The following is a 13,714-nucleotide window of genomic DNA, read 5'->3' on the forward strand; positions in this document are numbered from 1 at the left end:
CATGACCGACAGCGCACTCGCCTCCGAACCCGCCCCGGGCGCATTGGAAGCCCACGCCGCGCGGCAGGACTCCCGCAACCGCTGGCTGCTTTCACTTCCGGCACTTCTGATCATATTCCTGTTCGCCTCCGGCCCCCTGTTCGTGATGGTGATCTACTCGTTCCTGTCGCCGGGCGACTACGGCAACGTGAAGTGGGACTTTTCCACCGACGGCTGGGTAAACGTCCTGCTGCAACGCGACATCTTCGACGACACGCTGATGTGGGCGGATGCGCACCTGTCGATCTTCTGGCGCAGCCTGTCGCTCTCGCTGATCACCACGGTCCTGACGCTGATCTTCGGGGTGCCGACCGCGTGGTTCATCGCAACCCAGCGACCGGGCAAACGTGAATTCTGGCTTTTTCTCGTGACGGTTCCGTTCTGGACCAACCTGCTGGTGCGGACCATCGCCATTCAGGAACTGATCCGCGCCGAGGGGGTCATCAACAACGTCCTGCTGGCCCTGCACATCATCGACGAGCCGTTGCAGATGATGTTCACCGATTTCGCCATCGGCTTCGGTATGACCTACGTCTACCTCCCGCTGATGGTGCTGCCGGTCTACGCTGCGGTCGAGAAGCTGGACTTCCGCCTGGTCGAAGCCGCCTACGACCTCTACGCCTCGCGCTGGACGGCGTTCCGGCGGGTTATCCTGCCTTTGATCAAACCCGGGATCATTGCCGGTTCGATCCTCGTCTTCATTCCCTGCCTCGGCGCCTACGTCACCCCGCGCGTGCTGGGCGGCGGCAAGAACCTGATGTTCGGGAACCTGATCGAGCTCCAGTTCGGCGCTGGCCGTAACTGGCCCCTCGGGGCGGCGCTGTCGCTGACCCTGATGGCCATCGTGATGGTCGCGCTGATCTACTACGTGCGCATCACCTCGCGGGAGGAGAAGAAGGATGTCTGAGGCCAGCCTGACCACTGCCATCGTCGAAGAACGTGTGAAACCCGCCAAGCGCCGTCGCGCCTACAATGTGCGCCGCCTTCCCGGCTTTGCCCCGATTGCGTTGTTCACCTTCTTCGCGCTCTACGCGCCGCTCTCGATCCTCGTGTTCTATTCCTTCAACGCGGGCACCTCGCTCGCCATCTGGGAAGGGTTCTCGCTGCGCTGGTATCAGCAGGCGGCGAACAACGCGCAGGTGCTGGATGCGGCGGTGCGCTCGCTGCTGCTGGCTGCGGTTTCGGCCTCGGTTGCCAGTGTCGCCGCGACCATGGCGGCGCTCGCCACCACGCGGACCCGGCGGTTCAAGGGGCGCACGATGATCTACGCGCTGATCAACCAGCCGCTGATGGTGCCCGAGATCGTGACGGCGGTTGCCCTGCTGATCGTCTTTGCATGGATCAAGGTGGCGACCGGCTACACCGGGATGATCTACCTGATCGCGGCCCATACCGCCTTCTGCATTCCGTTCTGTTACCTGCCGATCCGTGCCCGGCTGGAGACCATGGACGACACGCTGGAAGTTGCCGCGCGCGATCTCTACGCGCCACCGCTGAAGGTGCTGACTCGGGTGACCCTGCCGCTGCTCTGGCCGGGGATCATCGCGGGATACATGCTCGCCTTCGTGATCTCGCTCGACGACGTGGTGATCACCGAATTCGTGAAATCCGCAGGCCAGGAAACTATCCCGACCTACATGCTGGGCCAGCTGCGCCGCGTGGTCACCCCCGAGGTCAACGCGATCTCGACCGTGATCCTCGTCGCCGGGGCCGTGCTGGTCACGCTGTTCTTCTGGATCAGCCGGGGACGCCGCTGATAGACTCTCGACACAACCGGTCACCAAGAAGCCGGACAACAAGACCAAGATCTCAACAAGGAGTGTAAACGACATGATGAAACTGTTCGCAGCCGCGTCTGCCCTGGCAATGGCCGCCTCCGGCGCCATGGCCCAGGAACTGAACATCTACAACTGGGGGAACTACACCAACCCGAAGCTGATCGAGAAATTCGAGGCTGAGACCGGGATCAAGGTGACCATCACCGACTACGACAGCAACGACACCGCGCTGGCCAAGGTCAAGGCTGGTGGCGCGGGCTTCGACATCGTCGTTCCCTCGGCCACCTACGTGCCGATCTGGATCAAGGAAGGCCTGCTGCTGGAGAGCCGCCCCGACCAGATGGAAAACTTCAAGAACATGGACCCCGCCTGGGTCGACGTGGACTGGGATCCGGGCCGCCACTATACGGTTCCCTGGCAGTGGGGCACCACCGGCGTCGTGGTCAACACCAAGTACTACAAGGGTGACATCGACACCTCGGCGATCTTCATGGACCCGCCCGAGGAGCTGAAAGGCAAGATCAACGTTGTTCCCGAGATGGGCGATGTGATGGGCCTCGCCATCATGTACTACGGCGGCGAACCCTGCACCAACGACAAGGAAGTGCTGAAGAAGGTCCGCGACGGCCTCGTCGAAGCCAAGAAGAGCTGGCTCGGCATGGACTATGGCAACATCGAGAAGTTCGCCAAGGAAGACCTCTGGGCCGGCGTGAACTGGAACGGTTCGACCTTCCGCATGCGCCTCGCCAACGCCGATATCCACTACGGCTATCCCAAGGAAGGCTACGTGATGTGGATGGACTCGGTCGCCGTGCTGGCCGACGCCAAGAACGTCGAGGAAGCCAAGACCTTCCAGAACTTCATCATGGAACCGGAAAACGCCGCGCTGATCTCGGACTTCGCCCGCTACGCCAACGGCATCAAGGGCTCGGAAGAGTTCATGCCCGAGGATATGAAGACCGCGCGCGAGATCATCATCCCGGACGAGCTGAAGGACAAGGGCGTCTTCCTGCCCACCTGCGATCCGGACACCCAGGCGCTCTACACGCGCATCTGGACCGACCTCCAGAAGTAAGCACTGCGAATGAACGACACGACAGGCGGCCCCCGGGCCGCCTGTCTTCCTTGACGCGCGGGAGGAGGCCCGATGTCCAGCAGTTACCGCAATTCCGATCCGCGTCCGCCGATCATGCAGGGCCACCCGGTACCGAAGGAGTGGCAACTCCCCGAATATGACTGGGACGGTCCGCCGTGGAACCGCTGGAGCTTTCACCACATCCGCGAACTGGTCACCACGGTGAACGTCCACCGCGGCCCGGACACTTGGGACCTGGCGGAAGACGTGCAGGATATCGACGGCCTCGCCTTCGACCTCGCCGACGGCACACCGACCACCTGGGCCGGGATGCTGGACCGGACCTACACCGATGCCACGCTGGTCTGGCTCGATGGACGGATCATCGCCGAGAGCTACTGGAACGGCATGGCACGGGCCACGCCGCATATCGCCTTCTCTGTTTCCAAGAGCATCACCTCGGCGGTGGCCGGGACGCTGGTCGCCGACGGGCTGCTCGACCCGGCCGCCCCGGTGACCGGCATCCTGCCCGAACTTGCGGCGACCGCCTGGAACGGCGCCACGGTGCAGCAGGTGCTGGACATGACCACCGGCGTCGCCTTCGACGAGACTTATGGCAACCCAGACTCCGAGGTCTTTCTCCTGGATGTCGCCGCGAACTGGAAGCCGCCCTACCCCTTCATGAATCCCGAGGAAACGCCCCGCACCACATGGGAGCTGATCCTGCAACTGGTGGACAAGGAGGCCGAGCATGGGTCCCGGTTCGAGTACCGCTCGATCGAGACCGACCTGCTGGGCCACCTGATGGAGCGCGTTTCGGGCACACGACTGGCCGACCTCGCCTCCGACCGGCTCTGGGCCCCGATGGGCGCCGAGCAGGACGGATACTTCACCGTCGACAAGGCCGGTTTCCCCCTGGCCGACGGCGGGTTCAACGCCTGCCTGCGCGATTTCGCCCGTTTCGGCCGGCTGATGCTGCAGGACGGGCGCCGCGATGGTCGGCAGGTGATCCCGAAGAGCTGGATCGACGATATCCGCGCCGGTGCCCACGGGCTGGCGAACGACGACCTCCGCGCCTTCCTGCCAAAGGGGTGCTATCGCAACCAGTTCTGGATCGAGGACGAAGACAGGCCCTCGCACCTCTGCCTCGGCATCTTCGGCCAGCACATCTACGTCGACGTCTCCCTCGGGCTCGTCGCGGTGAAACTGTCGAGCTGGCCCACCGCTCTCAGTGAAGAGGGTTACCTGATCGACTGGCTGAACGGCGTGAAGGCCGTGGCCCGGGCACATGGAGCAAACGCATGAGTGAAGACCTTCTCTACCTGACCGCAACCGAAGCGCTGGCCCGGTTCCACGACAAGACCCTCTCGCCAGTGGAACTGCTTGAGGCCCAGATCGCGCGGGCGGAGGCCACGGGGGAGAGCGTGAATGCCTTCACCTTCACCTACTTCGACGAAGCGATGGAGGCGGCCCGCGCCGCCGAGGCCCGCTACGCCAAAGGTGCGCCGGAGGGGCAGCTCGACGGGCTGGCGGTGGCGATCAAGGACGAGAGCTATGTCGCCGGCAGGCCCACCACCAACGGCTCCCTGCTGATGCAGGATTTCGTGGCGGATCATACCTCCCCGATCAACGAAAGGGTGCTGGGAGAAGGCGCCATCATGCACGCCCGCACGGCAACGCCGGAGTTTTCGTCGGCCGTGGTCTGCTGGTCCAAGGTCTGGGGCGTCACGCGCAACCCGTGGAACACCGACTTCACCCCCGGCGGCTCGTCGGGCGGCGCGGCTGCCTCTCTGGCGCTCGGGACCTCGGCGCTGGTCACCGGCTCCGACATCGGCGGTTCGATCCGCTGCCCGGCCTCCTGCTGCGGCGTCGTGGGGTACAAGCCCCCCTATGGCCGCAACCCGGAGGAACCGCCCTTCAACCTCGATTTCTACAACCACGGCGGCCCGCTCGCCCGCAGCGTCGACGACGTGATCCTGCTGCAGAACATCATGAGCGGCCCGCACCCGCTGGACCTCGCCTCGCTGCACCCCAAGCTGGTGCTGCCCACTGAGTACCCGGACCTCAAGGGCTGGAAGATCGCGCTGTCGATGGACCTCGGCTTCTTCTCGGTCTCCGAAGAGGTACGCCGCAACACGCTGGCCGCCGCCGACACCTTCCGCGCGCTTGGCGCGACGGTGGACGAGATCGACATCGGCTGGGGCTCGGAGATGCTGGAGAACGCCGTCGCCTACCTGACCCATATTTTCGGCGGCTCGATCGCCGGGGTCATGGCCGAACACGGCGACAAGATGACCTCCTACGCCCGCAAGATCGCCGAGGACTCGCTCAACTCCACCCCGGCCGATTTCGTACAGGCCCTGACGGTGGCCGGTGAGAGTTACAAGAAGCTCGGCCCGCTGCTGGAACGCTATGACCTGCTGATCTGCCCGACCACCGCGATCCCGGCGGTTCCCGCCGACTTCGACCCGGCGAACGACAAGGTCAGCATCGACGGCAAGGCGCCCCGCTCGGATCTCGGCTGGGTGATGACCACGCCCTTCAACATGATGAGCCGCTGCCCGGTGATCTCGGTCCCCTCGGGCTTCGGCGAAAACGGCGTTCCCACCGGCCTGCAACTCGTCGCCCCCACCTACCGCGACGCGGTCGCCTTTCAGGCGGCCAAGGCTTTCGAGGCGGCAGTCGGCGGCTGGTACCGGACACCCGGGGCGCAGCCCGTGCTCTGAGGCTGAGACGCGCGTCCCGGCGGCAACGAGAGGATCTGAGTATTTAGAGAGAAAAGATGGCCCGTATTTCTTTTCTCTTCAAATACTCATGCAGCGCCGACGCGCTCGCGCCCCCGAGAGGTCAGTCAGAACAGAGAGCCCTGATCCGGCGCGTCGCCCTTCGCGCCCTTGCGCGGTTTCGATCCGGCGGCGCCGACCGTGAGGCGGCCGTCGGCGAACTGGATTTCCAGCAGCGGATGTTTCGCCGCCTCCGCCTCGGTTGTAACGAGCACGCCCTCGGCGCGCACCACGGCATAGCCGCGCTCCAGCGTCGCCTCGTAGCCGAGGGTCGAGAGCATGCGGTCCGCCGTCGAAAGGCGGGCGGAGAGGGTTCGGACCTGCGCCTGCCCCGCGACCGAGAAGCGGCGCGAGAGGCGGTCGAGGTCCTGTTTTTGCCGGGCGATCTGGGCGCTCAGCTGTCCCGGGCGCAGACGGGCGGCTCGGGCGAGGTAGGCGTCACGCTGCTTGGCGAGGCCCCGGCTCAGGGCCGGGGCGAGGCGGGCGGACTGGCGCGCGAGGTCGCGGCTCTCGGCGGCGATGCGGCGGGTCAGCAGGCCGGGGCGCAGGCTGCCGCTGGTTTCCGAGAGATGCACGCGGTGACGCTGGACCCCGGCGATCAGTGCGCCGGGGAGTTGGTCGGAGGCACGGTCGAGCCGCTGGCGGGCGGTGGCGAGCAGGCTGTCGCCCCGCGGCAGGGCGCGCGAGAGGTCGGCGAGGCGCTGGCGGCGCTGGCGCAGGGCCGTCTGCGCCGCGCGGATCAGTCGGGCCCCCTGCGACTCGGTCCAGGCCAGCAGCTCCATCCGCACCGGCACGGCGAGTTCGGCAGCGGCGGTGGGAGTCGGCGCACGGCGGTCCGAGACGAAGTCGATCAGCGTGGTGTCGGTCTCGTGCCCCACGGCCGAGATCAGCGGGATCCGCGAGGCGGCGGCGGCGCGAGCCGCGATCTCCTCGTTAAAACCCCAGAGGTCCTCGACCGAGCCGCCGCCGCGGGCGACGATGATGAGATCGGGGCGTGGCAGGGCGCCGCCGGGGGTGAGCCGGTTGAAGCCCTCGATGGCGCGGGCGACCTCGGGGGCGCAATTCGCGCCCTGCACCGCCACCGGCCAGATCAGCACCTTGCGCGGGAAGCGGTCGCGCAGGCGATGCAGGATGTCGCGGATCACCGCCCCGGAGGGCGAGGTGACCACGCCGATGATGTTCGGCAGATAGGGCAGCGGTTTCTTGCGGGCTTCGTCGAATAGCCCCTCGGCGGCGAGCTGCTTCTTGCGTTTCTCCAGCAGCGCCATCAGTGCGCCCTGCCCCGCGACCTCCACCTCGTCCACGTTCATGTTGTACTTGGACTGCGCGCCAAAGGCGGTCAGGCGGCCGGTGACCACCACCTCCAGCCCCTCTTCCGGGACCACGGAGAGGCTGGCGATCTGCCCCTTCCACGTGGTGCAGGCGAGCACGCTGCGGTCGTCCTTGACGTCATAGTAGAGGTGACCCGAGCGCGCCTTGAACACGCGGCCGACCTCGCCGCGCACGCGGATGCGGCCGAATTCGCCCTCGAGCGTGCGCTTGATCGCCCCCGAGATCTCGGACACGCTGAATTCCGGGGTGTTGCCGCCCGCGCCGGGGGCCGGGGCCGGGTCCTCGAATAGGTCGCTCATGCGTCTGCCTTGCCTTGTCTCGCCTCGGCGCAGAGCTTAGAACGCGCGCACGGCAAGGCCAAGGGCAGGCGGAACGGAGACGCGCATGAACATCCTCATTCTGGGCAGCGGCGGGCGCGAACATGCGCTGGCCTGGGCGGTGATGCAGAACCCCAAGTGCGACAAGCTGATCGTCGCACCGGGCAACGCGGGCATCGCGGGGATCGCCACCTGCGCCGATCTCGACATCCTCGACGGGGCCGCTGTGGTGGAGTTCTGCGAGAACAATGTCATCGACTTCGTGATCGTGGGCCCCGAGGCGCCGCTGGCGGCGGGCGTGGCGGACCGGCTGCGCGACGGCGGGTTCCTCGTGTTCGGCCCCTCGGAGGGCGCGGCGCGGCTGGAGGCCTCCAAGGCCTTTACCAAGGAGATCTGCGATGCGGCCAACGCGCCGACCGCAGGCTATGCGCGCTTCACCGAGGCAGGCCCGGCCAAGGACTACATCCGCGCCGAGGGCGCGCCCATCGTGGTCAAGGCAGATGGCCTGGCCGCCGGCAAGGGCGTGATCGTCGCGATGACCGAGGAAGAAGCGGTGGAGGCCATCGACGACATGTTCGGCGGCGAGTTCGGCAGCGCGGGGGCCGAGGTGGTGATCGAGGAGTTCATGGAAGGCGAGGAAGCCTCGTTCTTCGTGCTCTGTGACGGCGAGACCGTGCTGCCTATCGGCACGGCGCAGGACCACAAGCGCGTGGGCGACGGCGACACCGGCCCGAACACCGGCGGCATGGGCGCCTACTCCCCGGCACCGGTGATGACCGACGCCGTGACGCAGAAGGCGCTGGACGAGATCGTCAAGCCGACGATGGCCGAGATGGCGAAGCGCGGCACCCCCTACCAGGGCGTTCTCTACGTCGGGTTGATGATCAAGGACGGTCAGCCGCGACTGGTGGAATACAACGTGCGCTTCGGCGACCCGGAATGCCAGGTGCTGATGATGCGGCTTGGCGCGCAGGCGATGGACCTGATGCATGCCGCCGCCGAGGGGCGGCTGGCGGAGACCAAGGTGAACTGGTCCGAGGATCACGCGCTGACCATCGTTCTGGCGGCCGAGGGCTATCCGGGCACCTACCGGAAGGGCACCGAGATCCGGGGGCTGGACACCCTGCCCGAGACCAGCCAGCAGATGTGTTTCCATGCCGGGACCGCGATGAAGGATGGCAAGCTGGTCTCCAACGGCGGACGGGTGCTGAACGTCACCGCGCGCGGTGCGACGCTGGCCGAGGCGGCCGAGCGCGCCTATGCCATGGCAGGGGCCATTGACTGGCCCGAGGGCTTCTTCCGCAGCGATATCGGCTGGCGCGCGCTCTCGCGGTAATGCGGTGGAGGGGGCGCTGCCGCCTCTTGGCCCTTTGGGCCAATTCACCCCCGGGATATTTGGAACCCAAAGAAGCGGCCTGCCCTATCTAGGGGCAGGCGAGCGCCTTTGCGATGTCGGCGGGCGCGCGATATGGGCCGAGGTCACGCGACGTGAGCGTGCCGGAGACAAGGCGCGTGGCGATGATGCGGGACCAGTCGGCGTTGACCGTGACGATCTCGGGCGGCTGGGCGCAATTGCGGATGCCGCCGGTGATCACCGTGTCGCCGATGCGGTGGTTGGTCAGTCCCGGCGCACTGGCGACTTCGGTCAGGCGGCCCTTGCGATAGCGCCAGACCCGCAGGGTCCTGGCGAGGTGGGGACGGTCGACATAGGCAATCTCCACCGCACCGTCGCCATCGAGATCCGCCGCGCCGAGCGGGGCGAGCCAGCGCCGGGACTGGCCGATGTAGGGGGTGGCGGCCAGCAGGCGGGCACGGCGGTCGTAGATGGCGAGCCGCGCGCCCTCGGACAGGCTGCTCTGGACCACGATCACCTCGGGCATGCCGTCGCCGTCGAGATCGGCGAGACGCGGGGCGAAATCCTCGAAGACCTCGCCCTCGGGCAGCAGGACCTCGGCGGGGCAACTGACCCGGCTGTCTCCCTCGCGCGAGATATGGATGGTGAGGCCCTTGGCGTCCTGCAGCGGACCCATGATGTTGTGACCGTATTCCGCGGTCTCGCTCGCGAGGGCGGCGGTCATGATCATGCGCGCCCCCGCGGGCGCCCAGTATTCATGGCGCCCACCGGCGCTGCGGTTCGGGAAAGTGATTTCAGTCGCGCGGCCAGGAAGGCCGCCGACGGGAAACTGCGGCGAGCAGGCGACAAGAGGCGCGCCCGCACCGGCCGTGGCAAGGAGACAGGCGAGCGAGAAGATCGCCCGCCGCACCATCAGATCTGCTTTTCGGGCATCTGCACGACGAGACCGTCGAGGGCGTCGGTCACGCGGAGCTGACAGGTCAGGCGCGAACGCGCCGGGTCGGGCTCGTAGGCAAAGTCGAGCATGTCCTCTTCCATGTCTTCCTTGGCCGGAAGCTTGTCGACCCAGGCCGGGTCCACGTAGACATGGCAGGTGGAGCAGGCACAGGCACCGCCGCAATCGGCCTCGATGCCGGGAATGTTGTTGTCGCGTGCGCCTTCCATGACGGTCAGGCCATTGGCGACGTCGACCACATGTTCGGTGCCGTTGTGCTCGATGTAGGTAATCTTTGCCATTCGGGCGTTTCCCTTTCGATCTTAAGCCATGCCTGTCTAGCCAACCGTCCTTGGGACTGCCAGCCCCTTTTGGCCCGGGTTCCGGGACAGGGGCCGGGGATATGCCCGAACGCCCTCAGACGGGCACGCCGACGCCGCCGCGACTGGGTGCTTGGCCCCCTCCCCCGGTTTGGTCTAATCTGCACCCCGAAACGCCCGACAGAGGCCACGAGCATGTTCTTCCCCCGACCGGTCATTGCCCTGCTGGCGCTGAGCCTGATGGCCCAGGCCGCCTGCATGGACGGTCTGCAGTCGGGAGCGGAGAACCCGGTGGCGGTGGACGGGCGGGTGAGCGCTCCGCCCGGCGCCCCGGAGGGCAGTTGCTGGGCGCGGCACGTGACCCCGGCGGTGATCGAGACCCGCATCCACCAAGCCGTGGCGCGCCCTGCGGAGTACGCCAGCGACGGCACACTGCTGCGCCCGCCGCTCTATCACAGCGAGACCCGGCAGGAGATCGTGACCCCACGGCGCGAGACCCTGTTCGAGACGGTCTGCCCCGAGCGGCTGACACCGGAGTTCATCACTTCGCTGCAGCGGGCGCTGGCGGTGCGGGGGCTGCTTGGCGGCCACATGAGCGGTGTGCTCGACGCACCGACCCGCCGCGCGATCCGCACCTATCAGGCCGGGGACGGGATCGCCTCGGACATCCTGTCGTTGCAGAGCGCCCGCCGCATCGGGCTGGTCGCCATTCCCCGGGCCGAGCAGGGCTGATCCCCGGATCGCCTTAAACGCCTTGAGATAAGGGAATTTCTTGCTAGTCTGGCGCCGCAATCGCAAGGCGAGCCCATGACCTCAGACAAACTTCCCAAAACCGGCTTCCTGTCCGAGGCCTCGGACGCGCTCATCGACATGCTGGAAGCGGTTTCAGTGGAAAGCAAACTCGCCTCCGGCGAGGTGCTGTTCGAGCAGGGCGACGAGGCGCGGGCGCTCTATGCGTTGATCGATGGCACGCTCGAAGTCTCGGTCCTGTCGATGGACGGGCGCAAGCTGGCACTGAACGTGATGCGGCCCGGTGCGCTGTTCGGCGAGATCGCCCTCTTCGACCCGGGCGAGCGCACGGCGACCATCAGCGCGCTGGAGCCCTGCATCCTGCGCCGGGTCCGTTATGACGACGTGCTGGCCAAGGTGCGCGAGGAACCGGACCTTGCCATCGACCTGATCCAGCTGGCCGGCCAGCGGATGCGCTGGATGGACCGGCAGCTGAACGAGCAGGTGTTCCTGCCCCTGCCGACCCGGCTCGCCCGCAAGATCCTCTACCTGACCGACCGTCCCGACGGGGATTCCAGCCGCCTGTCGCTGAGCCAGTCGGAGCTGGCGGAATTCGTGGGCGCGACGCGCGAGGCGGTGTCCAAGACGCTCTCGGTCTGGAAGAAGCTTGGCGTGGTCGGGTCCTCACGCGGGGCACTGTCGGTTCTCGACCGGCCCGCGCTGCAGGCCCTTGCCGACCCGGACCAGGTCTGATCCCGGACGAATCCCCGAACGGAATCGCTGAAACGGCCTGCCGGACCCCGGCAGGTTCTGCAGAGTGCATGCGCTCAATCTAAGCCCCCTCAATCTGCGGCTGTGCCGCCTGCGATTCAGAATCGGATGAGAAGGCAGATACGCCCGGAAATTCGCGTCCTGCGCGAACGAGAAACAAAGCCCACCATCGAGCCAAGATTATTTCGCCAAACCGGGTGTTTTTGCGGAATTTCGGGGCTGTGTGACGTCCTTCACATACGTAGCCCGAGTCATGCGCCATATTGGGCTCATGAGGTCGCCATCCCATCCCCATGAACCCGGCGGCCTCCGGAAAGGAGCCGGTCATGATCAACAAGTCCTCCCCAGACTGCCGCATGGTCCGCTCCGCCATGGTCCCTGTCCGGCGCGGCTTTACTGTCCCGTCCCGAACCTTCCGCGCCGGGCAGGACCAGAACACGGTACTACGTTTTGTTTTCCTTACGAGTTTGCCAGCCATTCTGCTGGTTTGGTCCCTGCTTATTCACACGCTACTGCAAAACTTCTGATTTCTAACGAGTCTCAGGTTCAAGAGTAAAAAGGCCATGTGCACGTAGCACATGGCCTTGCAGTTTCTGGAGGGAACGGGCCCGGAGGCCCTGCCCTTACTCGTCCAGCGTCAGCGCCACGAAGCGCGGCTCGCCAGCGCGGCGAACCAGCAGCAGCAGGGACTTGCGGCCGCCTTCCTTGGCTTCCTTGATGCGGTCGTCGAGATCGCTCAGCTCGGCCACTTTCTGCTGGCCTGCCTCGGTGATCACGTCACCCATGCGCAGACCCTTTTCAAAGGCTTCGCTGGCTTCGTCGACGTTCACGACGACAAGGCCCTCGGTCCCGTCGGGGATGTTCATCTCGCTGCGGATCTCCGGGGTCAGGACGCTCAGCGTCAGGCCCAGCACGTCCTTCTCCTGCTGATCCGGCTGTGTTGCGCCCGGTTCGGCAGCGGGGGTGTCACGCTCGGCATCCTCGCGGCGGCCCAGCGTCACAAGAACGGTCTTGGTGGCGCCTTCGCGGAACACGGTCACGCGCACGGCCTTGCCCACGGTGGTGTTGCCGACCTGACGCACCAGCGCACGGGTGTCCTTGACCTCTACCCCGTCAAAGCTCTGGATCACGTCGCCCGACAGCAGGCCTGCGTCCTTGGCGGGACCATCGGGAACGTCGGTGACCAGCGCGCCTTCGGCCTTGGCCAGACCCATGGCCTCGGCCACGTCGTCGGTCACGTCCTGAATGCGGACGCCCAGCCAGCCACGGCGTGTCTCGCCGAATTCCTTGAGCTGCGCCACCACCTTGCTGACGACGTTCGATGCCATGGAGAAGCCGATGCCGATCGAGCCACCGTTGGGCGACAGGATCGCGGTGTTCACGCCGATCACTTCGCCGTCCATGTTGAACAGCGGGCCGCCCGAGTTGCCCCGGTTGATGGCCGCGTCGGTCTGGATGTAGTCATCGTAGGTGCCCGAGAGGGCGCGGTTGCGGGCCGAGACGATACCGGAGGACACGGAGAAGCCCTGCCCCAGCGGGTTGCCCATGGCGATGACCCAGTCGCCCACGCGGGCCTGATCGCTGTCACCGAAGCTGACGAAGGGAAGCGGGTGATCCGCCTCGACCTTGAGCAGCGCGATATCCGTGTTCGGGTCGGTTCCGACGACCTTGGCCGGCAGTTCCTCGCCCGAGAAGAATTCGATGGTGATCTCGTCGGCGCCGTCGATCACGTGGTTGTTGGTGACAACGTAGCCATCCTCGGAAATCACGAAACCGGACCCTAGCGCCGAGGAGCGGCGGGGCTTGGGCGCGTCACCGTTGTTGTTGCGGTTCTGGAAGTCGCGGAAGAAGTCCTCGAAGGGCGAGCCCTCCGGCACGATGCCCTGCGGGCCGGTGCGCCCTTCGACAAGGGTCGAGGTGGTGATGTTCACCACCGAGGGGCTGATCTTTTCCGCCAGCGGCGCGAGGCTCTCCATCTTGGCCTGTGCCGACAGCGCCTGTACCGCCAGGAACAGAAGGCTGAGGACGCCGATCCAGAACATGCGTGCGCGCATCTCGGTCTGCGGGGACCGGGCGCGCGCCCTGGTGACTGCCTGTGATTGCAATGGTACTCTCCTCGTGGACTTTGTTACTTTGACCCGTGCCACGGGCCCGCCAAGGCGGCGGAAGAGCCGCCAGGCCGCACTCGCCGGACAATGTAGTCGCTTTGCGTCCGACCGCAAAGGGTGTTGCCGCCAATAGGGCGCCATTCAAGCCCCGATCAAGTCGATGTGAGCGCCCGG

General features: G+C 66.3%; 12 protein-coding genes. 8 read left to right on the forward strand and 4 right to left on the reverse strand.

Going from position 1 to position 13,714, the window contains the following annotated elements; translation table 11 throughout:
* Position 1 precedes the first annotated feature (1 nt).
* The 5 genes from DDT93_RS24550 (at position 2) to DDT93_RS24570 (ending at position 5,618) form a co-directional block, all read left to right on the forward strand.
* A complete protein-coding gene (locus DDT93_RS24550) occupies positions 2-946 on the forward strand; it encodes an ABC transporter permease (protein WP_109468563.1) in 945 nt (314 codons plus the stop codon).
* On the forward strand, positions 939-1,796 hold the full coding sequence (locus DDT93_RS24555) for an ABC transporter permease (RefSeq protein WP_109468564.1): 858 nt from the start codon (positions 939-941) through the stop codon (positions 1,794-1,796). The genes DDT93_RS24550 and DDT93_RS24555 overlap by 8 nt, the downstream gene beginning before the upstream one ends.
* 76 nt (positions 1,797-1,872) lie before the next feature.
* Complete coding sequence (locus tag DDT93_RS24560; RefSeq protein ID WP_109468616.1) at positions 1,873-2,892, forward strand: ABC transporter substrate-binding protein; 1,020 nt, start codon at positions 1,873-1,875, stop codon at positions 2,890-2,892.
* Between the two features lie 72 nt (positions 2,893-2,964).
* Complete coding sequence (locus DDT93_RS24565; RefSeq protein WP_109468565.1) at positions 2,965-4,197, forward strand: serine hydrolase domain-containing protein; 1,233 nt, start codon at positions 2,965-2,967, stop codon at positions 4,195-4,197.
* On the forward strand, positions 4,194-5,618 hold the full coding sequence (locus DDT93_RS24570; RefSeq protein WP_109468566.1) for an amidase: 1,425 nt from the start codon (positions 4,194-4,196) through the stop codon (positions 5,616-5,618). Before DDT93_RS24565 ends, DDT93_RS24570 begins: the two co-directional genes overlap by 4 nt.
* Before the next feature lie 125 nt (positions 5,619-5,743).
* Here the strand turns inward: DDT93_RS24570 and xseA are convergent, their stop codons facing one another.
* Positions 5,744-7,306, reverse strand: a complete 1,563-nt coding sequence (xseA, locus tag DDT93_RS24575) for an exodeoxyribonuclease VII large subunit (protein WP_109468567.1) — start codon at positions 7,304-7,306, stop codon at positions 5,744-5,746.
* A gap of 85 nt (positions 7,307-7,391) precedes the next feature.
* On the opposite strand from xseA, the gene purD reads away from it, so the two are divergent.
* Positions 7,392-8,660 (forward strand): phosphoribosylamine--glycine ligase, encoded by a 1,269-nt coding sequence (gene purD / locus DDT93_RS24580; protein ID WP_109468568.1) that lies wholly within the window; start codon positions 7,392-7,394, stop codon positions 8,658-8,660.
* A gap of 88 nt (positions 8,661-8,748) precedes the next feature.
* Here purD and DDT93_RS24585 read toward each other — a convergent pair whose 3' ends face one another.
* Together DDT93_RS24585 and DDT93_RS24590 are read right to left on the reverse strand one after the other, a co-directional pair.
* Positions 8,749-9,408, reverse strand: coding sequence for an FG-GAP repeat domain-containing protein (locus DDT93_RS24585; protein WP_109468617.1), 660 nt, complete (start codon positions 9,406-9,408; stop codon positions 8,749-8,751).
* 182 nt (positions 9,409-9,590) lie between these two features.
* Positions 9,591-9,914: a 2Fe-2S iron-sulfur cluster-binding protein gene (locus DDT93_RS24590; RefSeq protein WP_109468569.1), complete on the reverse strand. Its 324-nt coding sequence runs from the start codon at positions 9,912-9,914 to the stop codon at positions 9,591-9,593.
* Between the two features lie 213 nt (positions 9,915-10,127).
* Here DDT93_RS24590 and DDT93_RS24595 point away from each other — a divergent pair, with 213 nt between their 5' ends.
* Together DDT93_RS24595 and DDT93_RS24600 are read left to right on the forward strand one after the other, a co-directional pair.
* A complete protein-coding gene (locus DDT93_RS24595; protein WP_232825563.1) occupies positions 10,128-10,664 on the forward strand; it encodes a peptidoglycan-binding domain-containing protein in 537 nt (178 codons plus the stop codon).
* A gap of 75 nt (positions 10,665-10,739) precedes the next feature.
* The gene (locus DDT93_RS24600; RefSeq protein WP_109468570.1) at positions 10,740-11,414 is read left to right on the forward strand and encodes a Crp/Fnr family transcriptional regulator; all 675 of its coding nucleotides are present in this window, start codon (positions 10,740-10,742) and stop codon (positions 11,412-11,414) included.
* A gap of 641 nt (positions 11,415-12,055) precedes the next feature.
* Here the strand turns inward: DDT93_RS24600 and DDT93_RS24610 are convergent.
* Positions 12,056-13,537 carry a DegQ family serine endoprotease gene (locus tag DDT93_RS24610; protein ID WP_109468572.1) on the reverse strand — a complete coding sequence of 494 codons (1,482 nt, stop codon included), beginning with the start codon at positions 13,535-13,537 and terminating at the stop codon, positions 12,056-12,058.
* Positions 13,538-13,714: the final 177 nt, after the last annotated feature.

The sequence above is a fragment of the Albibacillus kandeliae genome, from assembly GCF_003116585.1.
In the GTDB taxonomy this organism is placed as follows: Bacteria; Pseudomonadota; Alphaproteobacteria; order Rhodobacterales; family Rhodobacteraceae; genus Albibacillus; species Albibacillus kandeliae.